This window comes from Dinghuibacter sp., from assembly GCF_035492835.1.
Taxonomy (GTDB): Bacteria; Bacteroidota; Bacteroidia; order Chitinophagales; family Chitinophagaceae; genus Dinghuibacter.
The window spans coordinates 55,510-81,733 of the sequence record NZ_DATJIY010000181.1; the positions used below are offsets into that span (position 1 = coordinate 55,510).

The 26,224-nt window shown below is 59.7% G+C and carries 19 protein-coding genes; 15 read left to right on the forward strand and 4 right to left on the reverse strand.

The genetic code is table 11. The features are described from left to right. Positions 1-53 precede the first annotated feature (53 nt). From VL547_RS17305 to VL547_RS17320, 4 genes are all read left to right on the forward strand, one after another. Complete coding sequence (locus VL547_RS17305) at positions 54-1,466, forward strand: glycogen/starch synthase (RefSeq protein ID WP_325580167.1); 1,413 nt, start codon at positions 54-56, stop codon at positions 1,464-1,466. A gap of 50 nt (positions 1,467-1,516) precedes the next feature. Then, positions 1,517-2,800, forward strand: a complete 1,284-nt coding sequence (locus tag VL547_RS17310; protein WP_325580170.1) for a glucose-1-phosphate adenylyltransferase — start codon at positions 1,517-1,519, stop codon at positions 2,798-2,800. 141 nt (positions 2,801-2,941) lie between these two features. Next, the gene (locus VL547_RS17315) at positions 2,942-4,333 is read left to right on the forward strand and encodes an MFS transporter (protein WP_325580172.1); all 1,392 of its coding nucleotides are present in this window, start codon (positions 2,942-2,944) and stop codon (positions 4,331-4,333) included. Beyond that, complete coding sequence (locus tag VL547_RS17320) at positions 4,320-6,230, forward strand: glycoside hydrolase family 13 protein (protein ID WP_325580174.1); 1,911 nt, start codon at positions 4,320-4,322, stop codon at positions 6,228-6,230. Before VL547_RS17315 ends, VL547_RS17320 begins: the two co-directional genes overlap by 14 nt. On the opposite strand, the gene cobA is transcribed toward VL547_RS17320, so the two are convergent. After that, entirely contained in the window at positions 6,219-6,926 is a 708-nt protein-coding gene (gene cobA / locus VL547_RS17325; RefSeq protein ID WP_325580176.1) for a uroporphyrinogen-III C-methyltransferase, read from the reverse strand. The genes VL547_RS17320 and cobA overlap by 12 nt on opposite strands. A gap of 192 nt (positions 6,927-7,118) precedes the next feature. On the opposite strand from cobA, the gene nirB reads away from it, so the two are divergent. Together nirB and nirD are read left to right on the forward strand one after the other, a co-directional pair. After that, positions 7,119-9,605 carry a nitrite reductase large subunit NirB gene (nirB, locus tag VL547_RS17330; protein ID WP_325580178.1) on the forward strand — a complete coding sequence of 829 codons (2,487 nt, stop codon included), beginning with the start codon at positions 7,119-7,121 and terminating at the stop codon, positions 9,603-9,605. Positions 9,606-9,616: 11 nt separating this feature from the next. Next, the gene (gene nirD, locus VL547_RS17335; protein ID WP_325580180.1) at positions 9,617-9,973 is read left to right on the forward strand and encodes a nitrite reductase small subunit NirD; all 357 of its coding nucleotides are present in this window, start codon (positions 9,617-9,619) and stop codon (positions 9,971-9,973) included. Here the strand turns inward: nirD and VL547_RS17340 are convergent. Beyond that, positions 9,911-10,642: a Crp/Fnr family transcriptional regulator gene (locus VL547_RS17340; protein ID WP_325580182.1), complete on the reverse strand. Its 732-nt coding sequence runs from the start codon at positions 10,640-10,642 to the stop codon at positions 9,911-9,913. The two genes, nirD and VL547_RS17340, sit on opposite strands and share 63 nt — an antisense overlap. Positions 10,643-10,751: 109 nt before the next feature. Here VL547_RS17340 and VL547_RS17345 point away from each other — a divergent pair, with 109 nt between their 5' ends. Genes VL547_RS17345 through VL547_RS17365 form a run of 5 tightly spaced genes read left to right on the forward strand, consistent with a single transcriptional unit; the run spans position 10,752 to position 17,730 of the window. After that, positions 10,752-12,062, forward strand: a complete 1,311-nt coding sequence (locus VL547_RS17345) for an MFS transporter (RefSeq protein ID WP_325580184.1) — start codon at positions 10,752-10,754, stop codon at positions 12,060-12,062. Then, on the forward strand, positions 12,059-15,511 hold the full coding sequence (locus VL547_RS17350; RefSeq protein ID WP_325580186.1) for a molybdopterin-dependent oxidoreductase: 3,453 nt from the start codon (positions 12,059-12,061) through the stop codon (positions 15,509-15,511). Before VL547_RS17345 ends, VL547_RS17350 begins: the two co-directional genes overlap by 4 nt. Continuing rightward, positions 15,508-16,875, forward strand: a complete 1,368-nt coding sequence (locus tag VL547_RS17355) for a rubredoxin (protein WP_325580188.1) — start codon at positions 15,508-15,510, stop codon at positions 16,873-16,875. Before VL547_RS17350 ends, VL547_RS17355 begins: the two co-directional genes overlap by 4 nt. A 17-nt stretch (positions 16,876-16,892) precedes the next feature. Then, on the forward strand, positions 16,893-17,171 hold the full coding sequence (locus tag VL547_RS17360) for a SelT/SelW/SelH family protein (RefSeq protein WP_325580190.1): 279 nt from the start codon (positions 16,893-16,895) through the stop codon (positions 17,169-17,171). Then, positions 17,155-17,730: an NTP transferase domain-containing protein gene (locus VL547_RS17365; protein WP_325580193.1), complete on the forward strand. Its 576-nt coding sequence runs from the start codon at positions 17,155-17,157 to the stop codon at positions 17,728-17,730. Before VL547_RS17360 ends, VL547_RS17365 begins: the two co-directional genes overlap by 17 nt. Here the strand turns inward: VL547_RS17365 and VL547_RS17370 are convergent. Beyond that, the gene (locus VL547_RS17370) at positions 17,725-18,462 is read right to left on the reverse strand and encodes a GLPGLI family protein (RefSeq protein WP_325580197.1); all 738 of its coding nucleotides are present in this window, start codon (positions 18,460-18,462) and stop codon (positions 17,725-17,727) included. The two genes, VL547_RS17365 and VL547_RS17370, sit on opposite strands and share 6 nt — an antisense overlap. A gap of 2 nt (positions 18,463-18,464) precedes the next feature. After that, positions 18,465-21,245 (reverse strand): outer membrane beta-barrel protein, encoded by a 2,781-nt coding sequence (locus tag VL547_RS17375; RefSeq protein ID WP_325580199.1) that lies wholly within the window; start codon positions 21,243-21,245, stop codon positions 18,465-18,467. 96 nt (positions 21,246-21,341) lie between these two features. On the opposite strand from VL547_RS17375, the gene glgB reads away from it, so the two are divergent. From glgB to VL547_RS17395, 4 genes are all read left to right on the forward strand, one after another. Further along, positions 21,342-23,309: a 1,4-alpha-glucan branching protein GlgB gene (glgB, locus tag VL547_RS17380; RefSeq protein ID WP_325580204.1), complete on the forward strand. Its 1,968-nt coding sequence runs from the start codon at positions 21,342-21,344 to the stop codon at positions 23,307-23,309. Between the two features lie 103 nt (positions 23,310-23,412). Then, positions 23,413-25,047, forward strand: coding sequence for a L,D-transpeptidase family protein (locus VL547_RS17385; RefSeq protein WP_325580206.1), 1,635 nt, complete (start codon positions 23,413-23,415; stop codon positions 25,045-25,047). 38 nt (positions 25,048-25,085) lie between these two features. Beyond that, the gene (locus VL547_RS17390; protein ID WP_325580208.1) at positions 25,086-25,571 is read left to right on the forward strand and encodes a septal ring lytic transglycosylase RlpA family protein; all 486 of its coding nucleotides are present in this window, start codon (positions 25,086-25,088) and stop codon (positions 25,569-25,571) included. 39 nt (positions 25,572-25,610) lie between these two features. Continuing rightward, positions 25,611-26,224, forward strand: a 614-nt coding sequence (locus VL547_RS17395) for a hypothetical protein (protein WP_325580210.1), incomplete at its 3' end; no start/stop codon positions are given.

Sequence of the window (26,224 nt, forward strand, 5' to 3'; positions counted from 1 at the left end):
CGAAAGGATAAAAAAATGTTAGGTATTGAATTTGTACCTAAATTGTTGTTCACATGGAAATTGTACACGTCAGCGCGGAATGTTACCCCGTGGCCAAGGTGGGAGGGCTCGGGGACGTGGTGGGGGCCTTGCCCAAGTACCAGCAGCTGCTGGGCCATACCGCCAAGGTCGTCCTGCCGATGTACCGCACCGCTTACCTGTACAAGCACGACTGGGACGTGGTCCACAAGGGCCGGACGCACCTGGGGAACTGGTGGTTCGACTATACCGTCATCAAGGAGCATACCAGTGAATTGGGATTTGACCTGTACCTGATCGACATCTACGGCCTGCTGGACCGGGAAGGCGTCTACGGTTACGGAGACGACGCCGAACGGTTCACGGCCTTCCAGGTTTCCTTCGTGGACTGGCTTTCCCGTTGGAGCCACCAGCCGGACGTGGTCCACGTGCATGACCACCAGGCGGGGCTCATCCCGTTCATCATGCAATATTCCTATGACTATGGACACCTCAAACGGGTACCCACCATCCTGACCATACACAACGCCCAGTACCAGGGTTGGATGCCGTGGGAGAAGGCTACGTACCTTCCCCGGTACGATACGTGGAAAGCGGGATTGCTCGACTGGAAGGGGATGATTAACCCGCTGGCCTGCGCCGTCCGCTGCGCCTGGAAGGTTACGACCGTTAGCCCCAGCTATATGACCGAGCTGATGTACAACGCCAACGGGCTGGAGGCACTCTTCGAGTACGAGAAAGGGAAGTGCTCCGGCATCCTGAACGGCATTGACTCTCAGGTATGGGACCCGGCGACGGACGCCTACCTCACCACCCACTTCGACGCCTCCAGCGTACACGAGGGCAAGGCCGCGCACAAAAGGGCTTTATGCAAACGTTTTCACCTCGACCCCTCGAAACCCTTGTTCATCTTTATCGGACGGTTCGTGGGCGAAAAGGCGGCGGACCTCCTGCCCGCGGTGATCGGAGATTGTTTCCACTATATCGGCCGGACGATGAATTTCCTTATATTGGGCAGCGGAGATCCGAACGTCGAACGGAACCTGGCGCATGTACAGGAAATGGTTGGGAAGGATTTCAAGCTTTACCGCGGATACAACGAACAGCTCAGCCACGAGATGTACGCCGGGGCCGATTTCCTGCTCATGCCTTCCCGCGTCGAACCCTGCGGATTGAACCAGATGTATGCGCTCCGTTACGGTACCATTCCCATCGTCCGGAGTACGGGCGGTTTGCGCGATACCGTGGTGGACTTCGAAGACTGGCAGGGATTTGGCGTCCGTTTCAACGATGCTAGCGTCGGCGACATCACCCAAGCTATCTATAGGGCATTAGGCCTGTACCAGGACCAGGAACGGTTTGGCGCGATCCAGGAGCGCATCATGCACATCGACCACTCCTGGGAAAGCAGCGCGCAACAATACCTGTCCACTTATCCAGTCCCCTAGAAACGTTGATTTTTGTCAACAATCATCCTTCATCATCATAAGACAGACTTATGTTCAACATTTCTAAATCGGTGGTAGCCGTGATCCTCGGAGGGGGCGCCGGAACGCGTTTGTATCCGCTTACCGCAAATCGTTCCAAACCGGCGGTGCCCATCGCCGGTAAGTACAGGCTCGTGGATATCCCCATTTCGAACTGTATCAATTCGGACATCAACCGCATGTTCGTGCTGACACAGTTCAATTCCGCTTCCCTGAACAAGCACATCAAGAACACCTATCATTTCAGCGTCTTCAGCAGCGCCTTCGTGGACATCCTGGCCGCCGAGCAGACGCCCGACAACCGCTCCTGGTTCCAGGGCACCGCGGACGCCGTGCGTCAGTCCCTGCGCCACCTCAACCAGCACGACTTCGAATATGTCCTCATCCTGTCGGGCGACCAGCTCTACCAGATGGACTTCGAGGAGATGCTCAAGCGGCACATCGAGCAGAACGCGGACATCTCCATCGCCACCATACCGGTGGCCGAACGCGAGGCTACCGAGTTCGGCATCATGAAGGTCGACGGCAGCGACCTGATCACCTCCTTTATCGAAAAGCCCAAAAAGGAGCTGTTGCCCGACTGGCACAGCGACACCGGCCCCGCGATGAACGCCGAGGGCAGGAACTACCTGGCCTCGATGGGTATCTATATCTTCAACCGCAAGCTCCTTTTCGACCTGCTGTTGGAGGAGAGCCCCGAAATCACCGACTTCGGCAAAGAAGTGATCCCCGGCTCGATCGGGAAAAACAAGGTGGTCAGCTACCAGTACGACGGATACTGGACCGACATCGGCCATATCTATTCTTTCTTCGAGGCCAACATCGCCCTCACCGAAGACATCCCGACCTTCAACCTCTACGACAACGTCAAGACCATCTTCAGCCGGGCGCGGATGCTGCCCCCCGCCAAGATCAGCGGGACCACGCTGGAGAAGACGCTCATATCCGACGGGTGTATCATCACCGCTTCCCGCATCGAAAGCAGTATCGTCGGTATCCGTACCCGGATCGGGCACGGCACGACCATCGTCAGCAGCTATATCATGGGCGGTGACTTTTACGAGACCATCGAAGAGATGAAACGGGCCGAGGAAAAGGGCCTGCCCAAGATCGGGATCGGCGACCGCTGCTACATCAAGAACGCCATCATCGACAAGAACTGCAGGATCGGCAACGACGTCCGGATCAACGGGGGACCGCACCTCGCGGATACCGACCACGCGCTCTACACCATCAAGGAAGGGATCGTCGTAGTGAAAAAAGGGGCCATCCTGCCCGATGGCTTCGTCATATAGGCGGCCGCGGCGCCAGCCAGGCGCCGTTGTGTATTTCTTACACAAATCGAAACTTTACCTTATTTTCGGACCCTGGGTGACTTACCCCGGGGCGGACCCCGGCCACGCGCCCGGGGTCTTTTCTTTAACGATCGTTTGCATATGTCCACAACCACCGCACTGGCGCCCAAGCCCAAACTTACCTTCTGGCAGATATGGAACATGAGCTTCGGATTCCTGGGGATCCAGTTCGGGTTTGCCCTCCAGAATTCCAACGCAAGCGGTATCCTGCGGAACTATGGGGCGGACGTGGAGCACCTTTCCTGGTTCTGGATCGCCGCGCCGCTGATAGGCATGATCGTACAGCCCATCGTCGGCCACTACAGCGACCGCACCTGGAACCGGCTGGGGCGCAGGAAACCCTTTTTCTTGACAGGTTCGATCCTTTCCGCCAGCGCTCTTGCGCTCATGCCTAACGCGGGCTGGCTGGGGAGCGGGGCCTCTTTGGTACTGATCGGAGCCGGTTTCCTGATGATCATGGACGCCTGTTTCAACCTGTCCATGGAACCATTCCGGGCCCTGGTGGCGGACAACCTGCCGGACAGCCAGCGCACCCTCGGTTTTTCGGTCCAGACCTGTCTGATCGGCGCGGGCGCGGTGGTCGGCTCCTGGTTGCCCTGGGTCCTGTATAACTGGCTCCACATCTCCCATGACGCGGCGGCGGGCGTGGTGGCCGCCAACGTCAAGCTGGCATTTTATATCGGGGCCGCGGTATTCATCCTCGCCATTTTGTGGACGCTGGCCACGACCAAGGAATATCCCCCGGCGGAATACGAACGCTACCACGGCAAAGGAGAGGTGGAGCACCTCGGCCTGGCCGCTATCTTCAAGGACTTCCGCCGTATGCCCAGGACCATGCGGCAACTGGGGCTCGTCCAGTTCTTTTCCTGGTTCTCGCTCTTCGGGATGTGGGTTTTCACCACGGACACGATCGCCACCCACATCTTCCACCTTCCCATCACCGACAAAAGCTCCAGCCAGTACCGGGATGCCCAGGACTGGACCGGTATCATATTCGGAATTTACAACCTGGTTTCGGCAGGTTACGCCCTGGTGCTCCCCTGGATAGCGGGAAAGATCGGCCGCAAACGGACCCATGCGCTGTCGCTGGCCATCGGGGGGATCGGGCTGGTATCGATATTCTTTGCCCCTAATAAGGAGTTCCTCATCGGGTCCATGGTCTGCGTCGGCATCGCCTGGGCGAGCATCCTGGCGATGCCTTATGTGATCCTGTCGAGCTCGATCCCCCCGGGGAAAATGGGTATTTACATGGGGTTGTTCAACTTCTTTATCACCATCCCGCAAATCCTGAACGGTATTGTCGGGGGACCCCTGGTCAAATATGTCTATCACGACCAGCCGGTGTACGCGTTGGTGCTGGCGGGCATCTTCATGTTGTGCGCTTCGCTGAGCGTCATCTACGTGTACGACCCGGTGGACATCGCGCTCAGCCAAAACAGAAAACGGAAAAAATCGGAACATGCGCCTCATTAACTTTCGCGCCGTCCGGGCATACGCCCTACCGGCTTGCGCTTTGGTAGCGCTTACGATCCGCGCGGCCGCGCAAAACCAGGTCATCACCCTCAACCCGGGACCCCGGGCGCCCGAGGTAAAGGTCAACCCGCTCAACTGGTGGGTTGGTATGAAGGACCGCGACGTGCAGCTCATGCTCTATGCGCCGGGTATCGGGAAAACGAAACCGCAGCTCACCGCTTACACCGGCGTCGCCATCAAGGCCACGCATACGGTCGAGAACCCCAACTATCTTTTTGTCGACCTGGACATTGCGCCGGCCGCAAAACCGGGCGTTCTGCACTTTCAACTGGCGCACGGCGGCGCCTTGGGCGCCAGGTCATACACGCTGGACTATACCCTCAAGGCCCTCGACCCGGCGGACGGTGTCTCCCGCATCCAGGGCGTCACCAATAAGGACTTTGTCTACCTGCTGATGCCCGACCGCTTTGCCAACGGGGATCCCGCCAACGACGTGGTTCCCGGCATGCGCGACACCGTGGTCCGCAGCGATAAACCGAACGAGCGGCACGGGGGTGACCTCAAAGGCGTCGAGGACCACCTCGGTTATCTGAAGGACCTGGGCATCACAACCGTTTGGATGACGCCGGTCAACGAGAACGACATGCCCAGCGGCAGCTACCACGGGTACGCCATCACCGACCAATACCAGGTGGACCGGCGCTTTGGCGGCAACGAGGCGTATGCGTCGCTGTCCAAAGCGCTCCATCAAAAAAATATGAAGCTGATACAGGACGGCGTCTACAACCATATCGGCTCCTCTCACTGGACCGTCCTCGACCCGCCCATGAAGGACTGGCTCAACCAATGGCCGCAATACACAAACACCAGCTATAAGGTAGAGCCGCTGGTCGATCCGTACGCGTCCGCCATCGACCGCCGCAAGACCGTCGAGGGGTGGTTTGTGAAGTCCATGCCGGACCTCAACCAAAGGAATCCTTACGTCAGCCGCTACCTGATCGAATACGCGCTCTGGACGACCGAGACCTATGGCGTGGATGGCTGGCGGGTCGATACCTGGTTCTACAGCGACCGGGCGTTCCTCAACGATATAAACGCCGCCCTTGTCCGCCAGTTCCCCCGCATCACGATGTTCGGGGAGGTTTGGGTCGGCACCGTCGCCGAGGCGGCCTACTTTTGCCAGAACAACCTCGACGTCCCGTACAAGCCCAACCTCCAGGGCGTCGTGGACTTCAATGTCTGCTGGGGTATGCAGAACGCCCTGCGCCACGACGGCAACCCCGAACAGCTGTACAGCACGCTGGCCCAGGATTTCCTGTACAAGAACCCCACCCGGAACTGCATCATGCTCGACAACCACGACATGGACCGGTTTCCCTCCATCGTCGACACGAACCTCGATCGCTATAAAATGGGTTTCGCGTGGCTGTTGACGCTCCGCGGCATCCCCGAAATGTATTACGGGGACGAGCTCATGATGACGGGGCTCAAAAAAGACGGCGATGGCGCGCTGCGAAAGGACTTCCCCGGCGGCTGGCCGGGTGACGACACCAACAAGTTTGTCGCCGCGGGCCGGACGCCACAGGAACAGGAAGCCTTTTCCTATGTCCGCACCCTGGCGCAATACCGGCGGCATTCCACCGCGCTGACAACGGGCAAGCTCATGCAGTACGCCCCGGTCGAAGGCGTCTACGTCTATTTCCGCTACGACGCACAGCAAACCGTGATGGTGGTGGCCAACACCGGCGACCACGAGCAGACACTGGACACGCAGCGCTACGCGGAACGGACGGCCGGGTTTTCGGCCGGTCGCGACGTGCTCACCGCCTCCGACAAACCGTTGGCGGGGTTGACGATCGGCGCCCACCAGACGCTTGTAATGGAACTAAAGCGCTAACCCTGCCACGGCACCGATCACGATGATCGCAGGGTGCGTCAGGCCAGCCCCCGTGGCCATCGCCGCCAGCTCACGGACCGCGCCGACGACCTTGCGTTGCTGGGGCAGCGAGGCGTGCTGGATGATCGCCGCGGGCATATCGCCCTTGCCTTCCGATACGTATACCGAGGCGATCTCGGCCAGTTTTTTCATCCCCATATAAATCACGACGGTGGCGTGTGAGGCCAGCGCGAGCCGTAGGTCCGCGGACAATGCGCCGTCTTTTTTGGTGCCGGTGACGATCCAGACGCTTTCCGCCAGGTCCCGGTGGGTGAGGGGGATGTCCTCCAAACCGACGGCCTGCATGCTCGTGATCCCCGGTATGTAGCTGGCCGGGATGCCGTGGGCACGGGCAAAAAGGATTTCTTCCATGCCGCGGCCAAATATAAATGGATCGCCTCCTTTAAGCCGGACAACGACGGCGCCCCCGCGGGCATGGTCCAGGATCAGCTGGTGGATGTCCTCCTGGGGCGTGTACTCGCCATACGGTTTTTTTCCAACATATATATGCAGGCAATCCGGACGCGCATGTTCCAGCAATACCCGGTTGATCAGGTTGTCGTACAGGATCACCGTAGCCCGGCCCAGGGCTTTCAAGGCCTTAAGGGTAATCAATTCAGGGTCGCCCGGGCCAGCGCCAACGACAATAAGCTCCATATTATAATATATTATATGTAATTAAAATAGGCCAATTGACCCAAAAATAATGATGAGAATATGATTTTAATCGTAATTTATTTGTAGTATTACAGTATGGGAAAATATATTTAAAACACAAATATGTTGGGTCGCAGCCGGCATATTTGTGAATTTTTTTGAAAATCGCTTGATACACTTAAAATTATGCTCATGGCAGCGGATGCTATGCCCGTCGTTGTCGTCGTCGGCAACGGGATGGTCGGTTATAAATTCTGTGAGAAGATGTTGGGGCGCAAGGCCCCCTTCCGCCTGGTCGTTTTTGGGGAAGAGCCCCGCCCGGCCTATGACCGGGTACACCTGAGCGCCTATTTTGACGGCAAAACGGAAGAGGACCTTCGCATGGCGCCGGCGGACTGGTATGACGAGCAGCATATCGCGCTGTATACCGGCGACCCCATCGTCCGGATCGACCGGGCCCGCAAAACGGTCCATTCCCTTAAAGGCCAGTCGGTTTCCTACGACTACCTGGTGCTGGCCACCGGGTCTTCCGCTTTTGTGCCCCAAATCCCCGGTGTGGAGGGGCAGGGCGTCTTTGTCTACCGGACCCTGGAGGACCTCGACATGATCCGCGAATATGCGCGTAAGGCGCGCACGGGTGCGGTCCTCGGCGGCGGCCTCCTGGGTCTGGAAGCCGCCAAGGCCCTGCTGGACCTGGGCCTGGAGGAGACCCACGTGGTTGAATTTGCGCCCCGGCTGATGCCGCGCCAGATCGACGCCGGCGGGAGCGCGGCGTTGCAAAGGCAACTGGAGAGCCTCGGACTCCAGATACACCTCGGCCGGCAGACCAAAGAGATCACCGACGGCGGTCTCGTGTTCGCCGATGGCGCGACGCTGGACACCGACATGCTGGTGATTTCCGCCGGTATACGTCCCCGTGACGAGCTCGCCCGGCAGGCCGGTCTGGTGACGGGGCCGCGTGGCGGTATACTGGTGGACGATACCCTCCGGACCAGCGATCCGTTTATTTTCGGTATTGGCGAATGCGTGCTCCATAATGACATGATCTACGGCCTGGTCGCGCCGGGTTACGAAATGGCCGACGTGGTGGCGTCCCGGTTGTGCGGGAGCCCCAAGCGGTTCCTGGGCTTCGACATGAGCACCAAGCTCAAATTGATCGGCGTCGACGTGGCCAGCTTCGGGGACCCGCACGCGGAAGGGACCGACGTGCGCGCCCTGACCTACGAAGATACCTACGCCGGCGTTTATAAGCGCATCAACATCACCCGGGACGGCAAACACCTGCTGGGCGGTATCCTGGTTGGCGACGCGGGTGCGTATAACCTGCTCCACCAGACGACCGTCAATAAGATCGTGCTGCCGCCGAACCCAGAGGACCTCATCCTGGGCGCCCGAGGCGGCAGCGAAGCCGCGGGGTTGATGGACCTGCCGGACGACGCGGTCATTTGTTCCTGCGAGGGCGTGACCAAACAAAGCATCTGCTCCGCGGTCAGAGAAGGGAGCGTGCGCGGTATCGACGCCATGAAAAAGTGCACCCGCGCCGGCACCGGCTGCGGCGGCTGTGTGCCGATGGTCAAGGACCTGATCACCGAAACCATGAAGGCGGAAGGGCTGTACGTCAAGACGGTGCTATGCGAGCACTTCGACTACTCCCGCCAGGAGCTGCTCGACCTGGTCCGCCTGAACGAGCTCACTTCCTACGAGGCGGTCCTCGACCGTTTCGGGCACGGGGACGGCTGCGAGGTGTGCAAGCCCGCGGTGGCGTCCATCCTGGCCAGCCTTTGGAACGACCTTATCCTGAAACAGGATACCATACAGGACAGCAACGACCGTTTTCTGGCGAATATCCAAAAGGGAGGGACTTATTCGGTCGTACCCCGCATCCCCGGGGGCGAAATCACCCCGGACAAGCTGATCGTGCTGGGTGAAGTAGCCAGGAAGTACGGACTCTATACCAAGATCACAGGTGGTCAGCGGATCGACCTGTTCGGGGCGCACGTCGGCGACCTGCCGGCGATCTGGCGGGAGCTTATCGCGGCGGGTTTTGAAAGCGGCCATGCCTACGGGAAGGCGTTGCGGACGGTGAAGAGCTGTGTAGGCAGCACCTGGTGCCGTTTCGGGCTGCACGACAGCGTCAGCTTCGCGATCGAGATCGAAAACCGGTACAAGGGGTTGCGCGCGCCGCACAAGCTCAAGGGCGGCGTTTCCGGCTGTATCCGCGAATGCGCCGAGGCCAGGGGAAAAGACTTCGGTATCATCGCCACCGAAAAGGGCTGGAACCTCTACGTTTGCGGGAACGGGGGTTCCAAGCCCGCCCACGCCCAGCTCCTGGCCTCCGACGTGGACAAGGAGACGTGCATACGCTACCTCGATCGTTTCCTGATGTTCTATATCCGCACCGCCGACCCGTTGACGCGCACGTCGGTGTGGCTCTCGAAAATGGAGGGGGGTATGAGCTACCTCCGCAGCGTCGTAGTAAACGACAGCCTGGGGATCGGCGGTGAGCTGGAGGCGGCGATGGACCAACACGTAGCGACCTATCGGTGCGAATGGAAGGCGGCCATCGAAGATCCCGCGATGGAACGGCGTTTTGCGCACTTTGTCAACGCGCCCGGTGAAAGGGACCCCACGGTAGCCATGCAGCCGCTCCGGGACCAGGTCCGGGCAAAAGAATGGTAAACAATCAGTATATGGAGACTGCAATAGCAACCCGGTGGTGGTATGCCTGCCATACCGAGGACGTGCCCGAGAACGGGGGCGCCTGTGTCAAGCGGGGAGAAGATCAGATCGCGGTATTCAATTTTACGCGCCGGGGGGAATGGTATGCTACCGATAACCAGTGCCCGCACAAGCAACAGATGGCGCTGTCGAGGGGTATGATCGGGAGCGCGGGGCCGTCTTGCGAGCCAAAAGTGGCTTGTCCGTTCCACAAGAAGACCTTCTCGTTGGTCAGCGGGGAATGCCTGGAGGAAGAGCCTTACCGGCTACGGACGTACCCGGTCAGGATCCATGACGGGAAGGTTTATATTGGGGTCGATGAGGCGTAGCCGCTCCGGATCCAGCAGGCGGATGTCCTTGCCGTTGAGGGCGACGAGCTCTTCGCGGACGAGCTCGTTCATGATCCGGAATACGGTTTCGTAGGTCGTCCCGGTAAACGAAGCCAGGTCCTGGCGGCTCAGGTTAAATGCGATGGTGCCGTCCGGCGTGGCGCCAAAAGTATCCCGGAGGGTGAGCAGCGCCTGGACGACCCGCCCCTTGACCTGCATATGGGCGAGGTTACGCATCCGTTTCTCGGAGTCCTGGAGCTCGCTGGCAAAAAAGTGGAGAAGGGCGTGGATAAAGTCGTAATTGGTGCGGAGGCTGGCGTCGAAAAAGCTCAGGTCTATAAAACAAAGCAGGGAGGGGGAAAGGGCCGTCGCCGATATGGGGTATACGGTGTCCTTGCCGAGCCCCCGGTGGCCCACGACGTCACCCGCGGTAGCGAACCGGAGGATCAGTTCCTTTTCATCGTCCCATTGCTTGTGCACTTTGACGACGCCGTTGTGGACAAAGAATATACCGTTGACCGGGTCTCCTTCGGTAAAAATGACTTCGCCTTTTTTGACCTCGAGGTTGGTGCGATGCGCGGCGATAGCAGGATTCCATTCGGGAAGGCAATGCTGGCAAAGGAAACAGCTTTTGAGGTCACACGAATTACGATTTTTTTTAATAGCCATATAATGATTGGTTGTTATGTGAATTGCCCCAAAAAACCCCGCCTGGGAGTCGCAGTCCGTCGGCGGGGGGATGTGTTTCAAATCGCTTGAACAACTTAAAACCAATCAAATGTATCAAAAACCCCTGGACCGGCTTAGGATTTTTTCCTTGAAGGGCGTGCAGATGCGGACCTTCCACATTACCTGGCTCATGTTCTTCGTGTGCTTTTTCGGGTGGTTTGGACTGGCACCCCTGATGCCGACGATCCGCGCCGACCTCAGGCTGACCAAAGCCCAGGTGGGCAATCTGATCATAGCCTCGGTGGCCTCGACGGTGGTGGCTCGGCTGGTGATCGGCCGGTTGTGCGACCTTTGGGGGCCGCGGCGGACCGCCATTCGGCTGCTGGTCTTCGGGGCCATCCCGGTAATCCTGGTGGGCCTTTCCCGCGACTACGCCACCTTCCTGTTGTTCCGGTTGTGTATCGGCGTCATTGGCGCTTCCTTTGTCATCACCCAATGCCACACCTCCCTGATGTTCGCCCCGCACCTCAAGGGGACCGCGAACGCCCTGACCGGCGGCTGGGGGAACCTGGGCGGCGGGGTGACCAACATCGTCATGCCGCTCGTATTTGCCGCGATCGTTGGGATGGGGTATACGCCCCATGCGGCCTGGCGGTATGCGATGATCCTGCCTGGCGTAATGATGCTTGGCGTGGCTGTATTATACGCCCGGTATACGACGGATACGCCCCGGGGCAACTTCGCCGACGTGGGTTATCCGGGCGGTAGCCGCCCTCCCCTGGATTGGAAGATCCTGGCGGATTCCCGGGTGTGGGTCCTGGCGCTGGCGTACGCCATGTGTTTCGGGATGGAGCTCACGTTCGACAACGTAGCCTCGCTGCACTTCACGGACACCTTTCACCTTCCGCAGGCCGCGGCCGGTCTCTGGGCGGGGGTCTTCGGGTCCATGAACCTTTTTGCACGCGCCCTGGGCGGGTTTGGCTCCGATAAAGTAGGCAACAGGTTCGGGCTGAGGGGCAAGGGGCTTTTCCTGGCGGGTGCGCTCGCCCTGGAGGGTGTCGGCCTGGTCTTGTTTGCCGGCGCGGCTACCCTGCCCGGGGCCATCGCGCTGATGCTGTGTTTCGCGCTCTTCCTGAAAATGGCCAACGGGGGCACCTTCGGGATCGTCCCCTTTGTCAATACCCGCAACGTGGGGTTGGTCAGCGGCGTCGTCGGCGCGGGCGGGAACCTGGGCGGCGTTTTGTTTGGATTCCTTTTTAAGTCCTCCGACCTGACCTACGCCCAGTCGTTCCGCTGGATCGGAGTAACCGTCTTGGCGGTATCCGGGATCGTGGCCCTCACCCGGTTCGGGCCCCGGGCTACCTGGCGCCGGAAGCCGGAGGGCGTGGTTTTCGTGGAGGAGGAGGGCGCGTTCGTATGACGCGAACGACGACTTGCTGCTATTGCGGCGTGGGATGCGGGGTGATCGCGCACCGGGATAAAAACGGCGCGTTGACCGTGCAGGGCGATCCGGATCACCCGGTGAACCAGGGTCAGTTGTGCAGCAAGGGCATGAACCTCCACCATACGGTCAACGACCGTTCGGACCGGCTGCTGTACCCGCAGATGCGTTTTGGCAAAAAGGGCCCGCTGCAACGCGTGACCTGGGATACCGCCCTGGAGCGCTCAGCCGCGGTTTTTCGCACGCTGATCGACAAATACGGACCCGACAGCGTCGCCATCTATGCCTCGGGCCAGTGTCTGACCGAAGAGTACTATACGCTCAACAAGCTGATGAAGGGATTCATCGGGAGCAACAACATCGACACCAATTCGCGGCTGTGTATGAGCAGCGCGGTGGTTGCCTATAAGATGGCGCTGGGGGAAGACTCGGTACCCGGTTGTTACGAAGACGTCGACGAGACGGACTGTATCTATGTGGACGGGGCCAACCCTGCCTGGTGTCACCCCATCCTCTGGCGGAGGGTAGAGGCGCGGAAGGCGGCCAACCCCGACCTGGTGCTGATCGTGGCGGATCCCCGTCGCACCGATACCGCGATGATGGCCGACATACACCTCCAGCTCCTGCCGGGCACCGACATCACGCTGAACCACGCGATCGCCCGGCTCCTGATCGAGAACGGGGACATCGATATCGACTTTATCCGCGAACATACGGAGGGCTTCGAAGCCTATAGCGCCCGGGTCTTCCGGCGCACCCTGGCCGACGCCGCGGATATCTGCGGCGTAGATGCCGGGGTTATCCGGCGCGCGGCCCGCTCGATCGCGGGTTCCCGCCGCCTGGTGACGATGTGGACCATGGGCCTCAACCAAAGCGTGGCCGGCGTCCACAAAAACCTCAGCCTGATCAGCCTCAACCTCATTACCGGTCGTATCGGCCGGACGGGCTGCGGACCGTTTTCGCTGACGGGTCAGCCCAATGCCATGGGCGGACGCGAAGTCGGCGGTCTGGCGACGCTCCTGGCAGCCCACCGGGACCTGTCCAACCCCGTCCACCGGGCCGAGGTCGCCGCCTATTGGGGCGGCGGACCCATCGCATCCAAACCCGGGCTCACCGCCACCCAGATGTTCGAGGCCCTGGAGGACGGCCGGCTCAAGGCCATCTGGATCATCGGCACCAACCCGCTCGTAAGCCTGCCCGATGTGCGAAGGGCGGAACGCGCGCTGGCGGCGGCCAAATTCGTCATCGTCCAGGAAGTGAGCCGCAAACCCGAGACCCTGGCGTATGCGGATGTGGTGTTGCCCGCCGCGGCCTGGGCGGAAAAGGAGGGGACGATGACCAACAGCGAGCGCCGGATCAGCCGGCTGCATAAGGTGGTCGACGCGCCGGGGGAGGCGCTGCCCGATTGGGAGATCATCTGCGGGATAGCTCGGCGCATGGGGTTTTCCGGCTTCGAATTTAAAAGCCCCTCGGAAATCTATGACGAGCACGTCGGCCTGACGCGCGGTACCCGGATCGACATCAGCGGCGTAAACTATGAACGGCTGTCCGCGGAGGGCACGGTACAATGGCCCTGCCCCGGGTCCGAGGGCACCCCGCGGCTCTTTACCAATCACCGGTTTTATACGCCCAGCGCCCGCGCCCGTTTATACGACCTGCCAGACGAGCTCTACGGCGAAACACCCGACGGCGATTTTCCCTTCATCCTGACGACCGGTCGCATCCGCGACCAATGGCATACGATGACAAAGACGGGGAAGGTCCGCCGTCTCGGCCAGCACATCCCCCAACCGTTCGTGGAGGTACACCCGGACGACGCCGCGGCGCTGGGGATCGCCGCGGACGACCTGGTCCGCGTATCCTCCCGCCGGGGCGATGTGCGGGTGCGCGCCAAAATATCGGACAGCATCCGGCGGGGCGTGCTGTTCCTGCCGATGCACTGGGGGAAGATCCTGCAGAACGACCTGCAGCGGGCCAACAACGTTACCCATAACCTCGTCGACCCGCTGAGCGGCGAACCCAACTTCAAGTTTTGCGCGGTGGCCGCGGAAAAGTACATAAAGCCCCGGCAGCGGATCGTCATCGTGGGCGCGGGCGCGGCGGCATACGCTTTTATCCGGGCGCACGACGATGACGATATCACGGTATTCAGCAAGGAAAGCCACCCCTTCTACAACCGCATCCTGCTCCCGGGCTATGTGAGCGGGGAGCACGACTGGGACCGGTTGGAAAACCCTGTACAAGCTGACGGGGTAACCGTCCACCGGGGCGTGGCGGTGACCGCCATCGACCGGGAGCGCCGCACGGTGACCGACACGCGTGGCCGGGTAACGCCCTACGACATACTCATCCTAGCCACCGGTAGCCGGGCCGCCTGGCCGCGCCAGGTGCCCGCTTTGGAGGGACTGTTCACCCTGCGTACCCGGGAAGACGGAGACCGCTTCCGCGCATGGCTCTCCCCCGGCGCCCGGGTAGTGATCGCCGGGGGCGGCTTGATCGGTCTGGAGATGGCCGCGTCCCTAAGGGAGATAGGCGTGACCGTTACCATCGTACACCGCTCGTCGCGTTTTATGGACCGGCAGCTCGACGCGCTGGGCAGCGAGCTCCTGCGGGAACAGGTGGCGGAGATGGGGTGCGATATCTATTTCAACGATGAAGTCCAGCTGTTCTATGGCGACAAGCGGGTTACGGGTATCCGGCTGAAAAGCGGCCGGTATATCGACTGTGACGCGGTGATGTTTGGCATCGGGACCCAACCGAACATAGAGTTGGCCAGGGATGGCGGCCTGGTCTGCCAGCGGGGCGTGATCGTGGACGAGTGTATGCGTACGTCGGACCCTTTTATCTACGCCATCGGCGAGATTGCGGAGTGCAAGGGTGCGCTCCATGGCATCGCCGCGGCGGCGGAGGAACAGGCGGGCGTCCTGGCGCGTCACCTCCAGGGTGACCCTGGAGCGGTGTATACGGGTACGCTCGGCATGAACGTGCTCAAGATCCCCGGTTTCGATCTTTGCAGCATGGGGATGACCACCCGGCCGGACGATCCGGCATACGAGGAAATCATATTTATCGATAGGGCCCGGCGTTATTACAAGAAATGTATCGTCCATATGGACCGGCTGGTAGGCGCCATCCTGATCGGCGACAAACAGGAGATGCAGGAGTTCCGTGATCTGATCGCCCAGGGGTTGGAGCTGAGCGAAAAACGGTTGCAGCTCCTGCGGAGCGGCCGGCAAACCGAACCCGTGCTGGGCAAGCTGGTGTGTAGCTGTCTCAATGTTGGCGCGGGCAACATCCGGGCCGCCGCGGCAAAGGGTTCGTGCACCGTCGCGGAGGTCGGCGCCGCCACCGGGGCCGGCACCGGTTGCGGTTCCTGTAAAGCGGAGATACAACGCATCCTGGAGGGCCTCGTGGCCGTTACCGTATGATCCGCAAACAACATATCGTCAAGGTCAACGCGCCTGGGGGCGTCCTCCCGGCGGGCGTGCTGCTGGCGATCGCGGAAGCGGCCGGCGCCGGCTCCTTAAGTGTTGGCTCCCGCCAACAGGTGTACCTGGACGTAAGACACGATAAGCTGGAGGAGGTCAGTGCCGGTTTGGCCGCGGCGGGCGTGTTTTTCGAGGTGGACGCGGACGAGTTCCCTAACATCGTCAGCGCCTATGTGGCGGACGACATCCTGCCCGATTCCGGCTGGACGCGGCAGAGCGTCTACAAGGACATCCTGGATGGGTTCGACACCCCTCCGCGGTTAAAGGTCAACCTCGTGGACCCCGGTCAGAACCTGGTGCCCTTTACCACCGGTCACCTCAACTTCGTGGCGTCCCCCATGGGCAACTACTGGCGGCTCCTCGTCCGGCGACCCGGGAGCGCCGCGCTCTCGGAGTGGCCCTCGCTCGTGTACTCGGGGCACATAGGCCGGTTGTGCCGTCTATTGGAAGGATTCCATACGGATGACCTGGACGACGCCTACCGGCGGATCATGGCCTCCGAACAATGGACGGCCCAGGAGGTGACCGACCGGCCCGCCCTCCCGGAGTTCGCGCTCCCGTATTACGAGGGCTTCAGCCGCTACGCCCAGGGCCTCTGGCTGGGGATATACCGCAGGGACGAGCGATACCCCGCGTCATTCATACGGGAAGCCTGTCAGCTGGCGCTCCGGACCCGCGTCGCACAGTTTTTTACGACGCCCTGGAAGTCGATCGTCATAAAGGGGATTGTTCCCGGTGACCGGAAGGGCTGGGACTGGTTGCTGGGGAAATACCTGATCAACGTCCGCCACGCCCTCAACGAATTGTGCTGGCAGACCGAGGACCTTTGCGAGGAGGGGCTCCAGCTGCGCAACTACCTGGTCCGTCAATTCGACCGGGAGGACGTGCGCACCTGGGGGCTTTGTTTTGGGGTGCAGGTGCGCGGCGAGCGCGTGTTCGGTTCGGTCCTGGTCCGCAAACAACCCAACACGAGCGCCAACCAGCGCAAGGCCCTGGACCGGTACGACATCCTGTACGCCCGGGACTTCAACCCGCACGCCGGGGAGTACGTCCTCTTCCGGAAGGCGGTGGAAAAGGAGCACCTGGCGCCTTACCTGATGTCGCTGTGCAAGTACTATTACGAACGCGGCGCGGACGACGTCCCCCACCACGCCTTCGGGGAAAGAGCAGCCGCGCCCGCCGCTCCCGGTGAACAAGTCCTCCAGTGCAGACGCTGTCTGACCATCGGGGAACCGGGTGAATGGTGCCCGGTTTGCGACTCAGACGACTTTGCCCTCGTGCCGAAGCCGCTGCCGGCGGGATAAATCCGTAATTTTCCGTCATGAAACCCACCATCACTATAGAATATTGCCCGCGTTGCGGCTGGCTGCTTCGTGCGGCTTATATGGCCCAGGAGCTCTTGACGACCTTTAACGAGGATCTGGGCGGGGTGCTGCTGCGTCCGAGCGAAACGGGGGGACGGTACACGATCTTCCTCGACGAAAAGGTGCTCTACGACCGGAAAGAGCAGGGGCATTTCCCGGAAATAAAGGAATTAAAACGGATGGTCCGGGACGTCGTCCACCCCGGGATGTCGCTGGGGCATGTCGATGCGCACTGACGCGACAGCGGGCACTGGCCCGTTGATGGGGATCGTCCTTTCCGGTGGCGAGAGCCGTCGCATGGGCCGGGACAAGGGGCTGATGCGCACCGCGACTGGGACTAACAGCGTCGCGGCTTCCGACACGTGGGCTGGAGCGGCGGGCCTCAAGCTGGAGACGCTGGGTCTACCGTGGAGGGTCTCCGTTCGCGCCGCCCAGATCGAAAACTATACCCCGGTGTTCAGCGCCAACCGGCTCGTGATCGACGAAGGGCTGAACGGTCCGCTGGGCGGTTTACAGGCCGCGGCGTCCGCCTTCCCGGGGGCGCACTTCCTGCTCATGGCCTGCGACATGACGGAGATCGACGCTGACATATTGCAGGCGTTGATCGACGCGTACGCGGCCTGGCCCGCCGTCGACTATATCGCCTACCGGGCGGATGCCTTCGCGGAGCCGTTCCCCGCGATCTATAAGACAGTGAAACCGTTAAAAAGCCTCCAGGATCTTTTGCGCCAGGGCCCGACGCACTACCTGCCCGTGACAAGACCCGAAGTCTTTGCGAATCGCAACCGGCTATAACATCAGCCGCATGATGTATTTCTTCCCCCAGTCGCCCCAATCGCCGATACTGCTCGTGAGCTGCGCGTCGAGCTGCTGGTAGTTCACCTTCGACCCCTTTTTCGGGGGCGCCATGGCTTTGGGCTCGCCCAGCTCCACCTTTGTCGCATACCAGCTGGTGTGCAGCTTGGGGACGACCATCCCCAGGATCGTTCCGGGCAGACCGCCCATGGATTCCGGACCGGTGGGGGAGAGGAGCTCATCCGTATAAAAGGCGACGACAAAGACCGTGTCCAGGATGACCGTCGTTGCCCGGTGACACTCGAACCCCGCGATGACCCGGGTATCCGGTGTCATCCGCCAGTGAAGCGCGCGCAGCGTATCGCTCAACAGGACGGTAGACCCGAAGATTTCTTTCTGCGACACTTGTTTTCCGGCGTCCCTGTCCGCGTAGACGATATTCGTGGAACCGGGGGGCGTCCATTGGTTTTGCGGACCGGGGCCGTCGCGCCCAGGCTCGAAAAGCGACTTGTTCCCCGAGAAGTACAGGTTGAAATAGGTGATCCGGTATTCCGGCATGCTTTTCTTGATCGCGTCGGCGAATTCGCCCTCGCCATCGAACTCGTTGCGCTGGTTTTCCTTGCGTTCGTATTCGATGGTGCCGGCGTGTATGAATTTTACGGCGCCGGTGTCCTGGCCAAGGCCGGGTAGGGCGGGGAGGAGCAGCAAGGCGATATAAAGGATCGTACGCATAATCAGAAGGGGTTTTCGGCGGGTTTGCCGTTTTTGGAGAAATTCCAGGTGACGCTGAACAGGAGGTACCGGTGGATGGCTGTATACATCGACTGGGTGGCCAGGTTGGTCGAGATATTCCGGCTGAAGCCGGTGTTCTGGTTGAAGATGTCATTGATGGCCGCCTTGAGCACGAGGTCGTTGTTCTTGAAGAACATCTTCTGGATCGAGGCATTGACCAGGGCGATGTTGCGCTGGTTGAAGTTGCCGATCTTCTGGTAGAAGCTCATGTCGCAGTCCGCGGTCAGCATGAACTTGGCCGGCAGCTGCTTGGACGCGTTGCCGTTGACGCTATACGTCCAGTAGGCAAGGTTGTTGGCGGACTGGATCGAGGACTGGCTGACGTTGTAGTTCGCCCGGGCGTTGACCCAGAAGTCATATTTCTTGTCCTTCGATTTGCCGATACTGGCGCCCAAACCCGCCGAACCGCTGTGCGTATTGTTCAGCTGGCCGTTGACGTAGTTGGTATTCTTGCTGTAATTCAGCGATGGGCCGAACCCGAGCCGGATGTCCGGTTTTTTCCACTTGAAGTCGTAGTTGCCGCTGAGGTAGGCGTTTTCCGAGCTGTTGACGTTGACGGTCTCGGAATAGCTTTTACCCACGGCGTCGATCGAGTCCTTGCTGCCGAAGGCGTTGTTGACCATCGTGAAGTTCCCCCATACGTTGTAGCCGCGGTCCTTGAGCACGTCGTACCGCCCGGCATTCAGATAGATCTGGCTGGTGTAGGAAGGCTTCAGATTGGGGTTCCCCATGACGATGTTGAGCGGGTTGTTGTTGTTGGCCACCGGCTGCAGCTGGTCCAGGCTGGGCTGGGTCGTGTTCCCGTAGTACTGTATGCCGAAGCGGCCGCCGTTGCCGAACTTAGTGCTGAAGCTGGCCTTGGGGTACCAGTTCACGAAGCTCCGCTTGCGGACCGTGTCCTGGTAGATGTTGTCCTGGTTATAGCTGGTGTAGCCCGCGTCCGTACCAAAGGAGAAGTTGTATTTCTTGGTGGATCTTTTGAAGAAAACGCCCCCGGTATTGGCCAGGATATTGAGCGTATAATAGTTGCTGTAGGCGGAGTCGAGCATGACGTATTTGCCACCCCCGTCGCGGTTATAGCTGTTTTTGTCGGAGGACGAGCTGAGCAGGTTGACGCCGTAGTCGAATGTGAGGTAGTTGCTGTGCCCCAGCGGCTCGGTGTAGGTGAGCTTGGTGATCAGCGACAGGCTCCGGGAATAATCGCTCTTGTACTGGTCGGTGGTGTCCTGGCTTTGCAGGACGCCGCCTTCGTACCCGTTGACGACCGAGTACTGGTAACCGGTGGTGTTGACTTCGTTGTAGTCCTCCTGCGCGCTGAAGGACAGCGTGCGGCCGATCTTGTGCGTCTTGTGCATCCAAAGCAGCGTGCTGTTGAAGGTATTGTTCTGACCGGTATAGTTCTGGTGGTTTCCGCTGTTGTTGAGGAGCGCGCTGTCCTGGTTGGAGGTATAGCTGGTATCCCTCAGGAAGGTGTCCTTGTGCCGTACCTTGCCGACCGCCGTTACCTTGACCTCGTCGAGGGAATCGAGCTGGACGTCGTAGCGGAGGTTGAGGGAGTGCTGGATGTCGGTGATCTTTTTGTAATTGTTGTCAACCGTGTTGTTGATGGTGGAGTCGGGGAGCGTCAGCCGGCTGATCGTATTGTTGTTGACGCCCACGCTGACCTGGTTGAATATATAATCGCCGCCTATGGTGATCTTGTCGTCGTTGTATTTGTTGGAATAGTGCGCGCCCGCGTTCCAGGCGACCGGGACGCCCTGGCCGCTGTAGGAACCGTTCCAATCGGTGAAGTCGTTGTTGCCGCCGCCAAAGAACATCATCACGCCCCCGTCCCCGGCCATGGTCGTCAGCCCGTTGGTACTGTAGTTCCCCGCGTCCGCCATGTTCAACCCCGTTTTACCGGTATTGGCGGCGATGCCGAAGACGGCGAACTTCCGTTTTTTCTGGAACAGGTTGAGCGCGGCCGTGTTTTCGTAATAGCCGTTGGTGCCGAGACCCCCGGTGAGCTTGCCGAAGTAACCGTTCTTCCTGTCGTTCTTGAGCTTCAGGTTGATGGTCTTTTGCGTTTGACCGTCGTCGATACCGGTAAAGGCCGCCTGGTCGCTCTTCTTATCGAACACCTGGACCTTGTCCACCGCGCTGGCGGAGATGTTGCGGGTGGCGACCGTCGGGTCGTCCCCGAAAAACTCTTCCCCGTCGACGAGGATCTTCGCGGTCTGACCCATCGCGGTGATCTTCCCGTCCTTGTCCACCTGTATGCCGGGCAGGACCTTGAGCAGGTCCTCGACGGTGGCGCCGGGTCGCACGGCAAAACTGTCGGCGGTGAACTCGGTGGTGTCGCCCTTTATCCGGATCGGGTTGACGCCTTTGATCGTGATATCGGCCAGCAATTTGCTACGTAACGTGAGGTAGATGGCGCCCAGGTTGTTGGCGCCGGGTTTGACGCCGATCGAGTCGCTGTACTGGGCGAACGCGGGGTGGGATATCCACAACAGGTAACCGCCGGGTGGGACGTTGTCGAAGGCGAAGTGCCCCTTGGTGTCGGCCCGGGTATAGGCCACCATGGTGGTGTCCGCGGGGCGAAGGAGCAGGATGACGGTGTTGGCGGGAATGGTCTGGTTGATCGTATCCCTGACCGTTCCGGTGACCTGTGCGGTTTGGGCACGGGCATGGATGGATAGACAACAGACCAGGGTCGAGAGGAGCGCAAGGGTTTTTCTCATAACAATGTTTATCGAATGGCTATCTAATGTGTAAACTAAGATTTTAGTGATATTAATCCCCTTTCAATGGCCTAATTTTATGTTAAAGTGCCGCATATGGAAAAAATAAGTGACCAACCCTCGGATTCCAGGTATGAAGACCGTCACTTTGTGGACAGCACTAAGCCGGTATGGCATTATTCATTGTTCTCCGACGCGGACATCCGGAATTTCCAGAATGGCACGCATTACAGGCTCTACGAGCACCTGGGCGCGCACCCGCGTACGGTGCTGGACCAGCCGGGTTATTATTTTGCCGTCTGGGCTCCCAACGCCACCTATGTCTCGGTGATCAGCGAATACAACGGCTGGGACAACGAAAGGCACCCCCTTTATGTCCGGGAAGACCGTTCGGGTATCTGGGAAGGTTTTATCCCGGACTTCCCCAAGGGGGTCCGATACAAGTATCATATCCATGGCTATCAGGGCGTTCGCCTCGATAAGGGTGATCCGTTCGCGTTTTTTTGCGAGCTCAAACCCTATACCGCTTCCATCACGACGACGCTGCCGTACGAATGGGGGGATACCCGCTGGATGGAAAGCCGGTCCGCCGCCAACGCGCTGACCGCGCCCTGGAACGTATACGAGGTGCATTTGGGCAGCTGGATGCGCCCCGACAAGAATAACGAGGACTGGTACAACACCTACGACCAGTTGAGGGAGCTGCTGGTCCCTTACGTAAAGGGGATGGGTTTTACCCACGTGGAGCTCATGCCCGTCATGGAGCATCCCTTCGACGGGAGCTGGGGATACCAGGGAACGGGGTATTTCGCGCCGACTTCCCGGTTTGGGAACCCGCAGCAATTCATGGCGCTGGTGGACGCTTTCCATGCGGAAGGCATTGGCGTGGTGCTCGACTGGGTGCCCTCCCATTTTCCCTACGACGCCCACGGCCTTTTCCTGTTCGACGGCACGCATACCTATGAATACGCGGACATGCGCAAAGGGTACCACCCCGACTGGAGCAGCTACATTTTCAACTATCGCAGGGGAGAGGTGAAGTCTTTCCTGATCTCCAGCGCGCACTTTTGGCTCCGGCATTACCATGTAGACGGGTTGCGGGTGGACGCGGTTTCCTCTATGCTGAAGCTGAATTACTCCCGGGAGGAAGGCGAATGGGAGCCCAACGAATACGGCGGCGACGGCAACATCGAAGCCATCAACTTCATCAAGGACCTCAACGAAACCATCTTCCGGGACTTCCCTGACGTACAGACCATAGCTGAGGAAGCCACGGACTGGCCAAAGGTATCCCGGCCCACGTATGACGGCGGGTTGGGTTTTGGGATGAAGTGGATGATGGGGTGGATGCACGACACGCTCAATTATTTCAAGACCGACCCGCTGCTGCGCGGCGGACGGCAGGACCTGTTCACGTTCAGCATGATGTATTTCTACGACGAGAACTTCATGCTGCCCCTCAGCCATGACGAAGTGGTCCACGGCAAAAGCCCGATGCTGTACAAGATGCCGGGGGACGACTGGCAAAAGAGCGCCAACCTGCGGCTGATGTACAGCTATATGTATAGCCACCCGGGGGGGAAGCTGCTCTTCATGGGCAACGAGTTCGGGTCCACCAGCGAATGGAATTACCACACGGAGCTGCCGTGGGGCCTGTTGCAGTATCCGTCGCACCGGGGCATACAAGCGTGCGTGCGGGCGCTGGGGCACTGCTACCAGCAGGAGCCGGCCTTGTACGAACGCCAGTTCCAGCAGGGCGGTTTCGAATGGGTGGACCTCAACCACAGGCCCGAATCGGTCGTCGCCTTCCGCCGCAAGGGGCTGCGCGCCGGGGACGACGTCCTCGTGGTGCTGAACATGACACCCGTCGTCCGCAGGGACTGGACGCTGCGGACCTACGGGAAGCCTTCATGGACCGAGATATTCAACAGCGACAGTTACGACTATTGGGGGACAGGGGACACCTATAACCCGGAAATCCCCGTCCGGCCGGTGAACCAAGACGGCGACATGTACGAGCTTACCCTGCACCTGCCGCCCCTGGGCGCGATTTTCCTCAAGTAGGGAATTTGTTATATATTGACCACCGGAATTCGCATTAACAATTATGGTTTTATCACAAAATGGATGGGCGCGGGGCTTTGTGGTGTTAGTTACTTTGTTGGTTTTGGCCTGTCATGGAAGTCACAAGGAGGCGCCCAAACCCAGGGAGATCGTCGAACAGCCTCAGGCGTTATCCGAAAGGACGAACGACAATATCCGGGTAGCGCTTACGTACGCCCAGGATAACGGAGGCAAAATCAACGACTCGATCCGGCTCGCCCACCTCGATCTGTTGGAGGCGTGGTATACGGCACGGGCCTTCTCCACGACCTGGGTTCATCCACCGGCTTTCTCACCCCTTGCCGACAGCCTGTTTACGTTCCTCGACAAAGGGATGTACGCGGGTCTTTATCCCTCCGATTATCACGGCAGACAGCTGGCCTCGATCCGGGACCGGCTCCAGCGCAATGCTTTCGACGACAAGGACGCCGTCCTCTGGTCGCTCCAGGATTTATTGCTGACCGACGCGTTTATCGGGCTGACGCACGACCTGGCCTTTGGCCGGATACCGCGGGATACCACCACGTTGCGGAAGGACTCGACCTTTACATCAGAGCAGTACCTGGGCTTCCTTCAACGCGCGGCTGGCGGCCTGGCGCCCATCGACGGCTTTTTTGACTCGCTCCAGCCCCAACTTCGCGGCTATGTCGCGCTGAAAGAAGCCCTTGGCCACTTCCTCGATTCAGCCACGTTCAGGAACTATACGCACATCGATTATCCGAATAAGGACACCCTCGACTTCAACCGCCAGCTCCTGGCCCGGTTTAAGGAAGAGGGTCTGGTGGCGGACTCGGTGACGATGCCCGAGGATTCGGCCGCCTGGGCGAAGATGATCAAGCTCGCCCAGAAAGCCAAGGACCTCAAGCCCGACGGTATTCCCGGTCCCATGCTCGTACGGGCGCTGAACCTCAACGACGCGGAGCGATTCCGGATCGCCGCGCTGAATATGGACCGTTACAAGCTGCTCCCGGATTCCGCAGCCATGCCCAAGGAGTTCGTGTGGGTCGACCTGCCCGGTTATTACCTCCAGGTATGGCGGGACGACAGCTTGCAATTCCAATCCAAGGTGATCGTCGGACACGCCGTGACCCGCACCCCCGTGCTGACGTCCCACCTCACCAATTTTATAACCTATCCGGTCTGGACGGTCCCGGAGAGCATCATCTTCAAGGAAATGCTTCCGAAGATCCAGAAGAACGTGGGATACCTTACCGCCCAGAACCTCGTCGTGGTCGACGACCGGGACAGCGTGCTCAACCCGTTTACCCTTCCCTGGAAGAAATACCACAAGAACTATTTTCCCTACCGGATCCGACAGCTCGAAGGCAACGACAATTCGCTGGGGGTGATCAAGTTCAATTTCCCGAACAAATACAGCGTATACCTCCACGACACGAACGAACGCGACCTGTTCTCCAACAACGCGCGTAACCTGAGCCATGGCTGTGTGCGCGTCCAGGACTGGCGAAAACTGGCCGCCTATCTCGTCCGCCACGACAGCGCGCGCTATCCGATGGATACCATCAAGGCGTGGATCGCCAACTCCGCCAAGCACACGGTTTATTTTAAGGACCACGTTCCCCTTTTCCTCCGGTATTTTACCTGCGATGGAAAAGACGGTCATTTGGTTTTTTATGAGGATATTTATGGAGACGATAAGCACCTGTTAGACAGCTGTTTTAAAGAACCCTTCCGCTAACCTTCAGTCCAACCCTTTGGAAATCAAAACTGTATTACATGAGGAAGTGCTTGTTTGGGGTGTTGCTGTGTGTCCCGGCCCTGTGGCTTACGACCGTGGCCGCCGGCCAGAAGGCTGCCGCCCGGAAGGGCGCCGGTCAGGACGTCGCCGGCGGTGATACGACGACGTCGGCCGGCTCCCGGCAAAAGAAGGCATCCGTACGTATCTCCAGGAAGAAGCTCATCGGCACGGTCCTGGAAGGCACGGCCAGCTACTATGGGGAACGCTTCCGCGGAAAGAAAACGCATACCGACGAAGTGTTCGACCCGGACAAACTGACCGCCGCCTGTAACAAACTGCCGTTGAAGACCTGGGTAAAGGTCACCAACCTGCGCAACCACCGGTCCGTCATCCTTTGGATCAACGATCGCATGCATCCGAAGAACAAACGACTGATCGACGTGAGCGCCAGGGCGGCCAGGGAGCTGGGGTTTTATGCCCGGGGTCTTACAAGGGTAAAAGTAGAGGTGATACCACCGCCGTGAAACCGTCACCGTGATACCACCACCATGATATAAAGTTCTATGCAGAAAGAAGCTTTTTTTGGTGTTGTGCTTTGCTTACTCACGTACGCCGGAAACGCGCAGTCCGATTCTGTGTGCTACTACCGTTACAAAAAGGACCCCTCCATCGGCATCCATTTCTCCTTATACGATTTCAACTCCGCCTTCCTCTTCCAGAAAATCGGTTTTTCCCAGACCCTCAAGGGCGGCAGCCTGACCAATATCGGCGATATGCAACCCGGTCTCGCCCTTAGCTTCGTCAACGGCCTGACCAACCACCTCGACTATATGGTCCGCTACACCGGCTCCTTTGTCGACTATCCCTTCCCCAACAGCCCCGGCTACGATGACGAGTACCTCCTGTCGGCGCTCGATTTTTCTCTCCAGGAAAAACTCCTTAGCGACCGCTACTGGGTAACCCCCTACCTTTCCGCCGGCGTCGGCGCGTTTTCCTATAAGGGCAATTTCGGCGCGTACATGCCCCTCGGCGTCGGGATCCAAGTCAACTTTTTCAACGAGGCATTTTTATTCGTCCACGCCCAATACCAGGTGGGCGTCTCCGAGAACGCGGCCCCGACACTCTACTACAGCCTGGGCGTCGCCGGCAACATCTCGAGCGGGCACAAGGGTCCGCC

Bases quoted from the DNA above. Each gene is read 5' to 3' on its own strand.
- VL547_RS17350 (WP_325580186.1), top strand. From the start codon at position 12,059: ATGACGCGAACGACGACTTGCTGCTATTGCGGCGTGGGATGCGGGGTG.
- VL547_RS17375 (WP_325580199.1), bottom strand. From the start codon at position 21,245: ATGAGAAAAACCCTTGCGCTCCTCTCGACCCTGGTCTGTTGTCTATCC.
- VL547_RS17315 (WP_325580172.1), top strand. From the start codon at position 2,942: ATGTCCACAACCACCGCACTGGCGCCCAAGCCCAAACTTACCTTCTGG.
- VL547_RS17340 (WP_325580182.1), bottom strand. From the start codon at position 10,642: ATGGCTATTAAAAAAAATCGTAATTCGTGTGACCTCAAAAGCTGTTTC.
- VL547_RS17365 (WP_325580193.1), top strand. From the start codon at position 17,155: ATGTCGATGCGCACTGACGCGACAGCGGGCACTGGCCCGTTGATGGGG.
- VL547_RS17390 (WP_325580208.1), top strand. From the start codon at position 25,086: ATGAGGAAGTGCTTGTTTGGGGTGTTGCTGTGTGTCCCGGCCCTGTGG.
- VL547_RS17310 (WP_325580170.1), top strand. From the start codon at position 1,517: ATGTTCAACATTTCTAAATCGGTGGTAGCCGTGATCCTCGGAGGGGGC.
- nirB (WP_325580178.1), top strand. From the start codon at position 7,119: ATGGCAGCGGATGCTATGCCCGTCGTTGTCGTCGTCGGCAACGGGATG.
- VL547_RS17370 (WP_325580197.1), bottom strand. From the start codon at position 18,462: ATGCGTACGATCCTTTATATCGCCTTGCTGCTCCTCCCCGCCCTACCC.
- VL547_RS17360 (WP_325580190.1), top strand. From the start codon at position 16,893: ATGAAACCCACCATCACTATAGAATATTGCCCGCGTTGCGGCTGGCTG.
- glgB (WP_325580204.1), top strand. From the start codon at position 21,342: ATGGAAAAAATAAGTGACCAACCCTCGGATTCCAGGTATGAAGACCGT.
- VL547_RS17345 (WP_325580184.1), top strand. From the start codon at position 10,752: ATGTATCAAAAACCCCTGGACCGGCTTAGGATTTTTTCCTTGAAGGGC.
- cobA (WP_325580176.1), bottom strand. From the start codon at position 6,926: ATGGAGCTTATTGTCGTTGGCGCTGGCCCGGGCGACCCTGAATTGATT.
- VL547_RS17320 (WP_325580174.1), top strand. From the start codon at position 4,320: ATGCGCCTCATTAACTTTCGCGCCGTCCGGGCATACGCCCTACCGGCT.
- VL547_RS17355 (WP_325580188.1), top strand. From the start codon at position 15,508: ATGATCCGCAAACAACATATCGTCAAGGTCAACGCGCCTGGGGGCGTC.
- VL547_RS17305 (WP_325580167.1), top strand. From the start codon at position 54: ATGGAAATTGTACACGTCAGCGCGGAATGTTACCCCGTGGCCAAGGTG.
- nirD (WP_325580180.1), top strand. From the start codon at position 9,617: ATGGAGACTGCAATAGCAACCCGGTGGTGGTATGCCTGCCATACCGAG.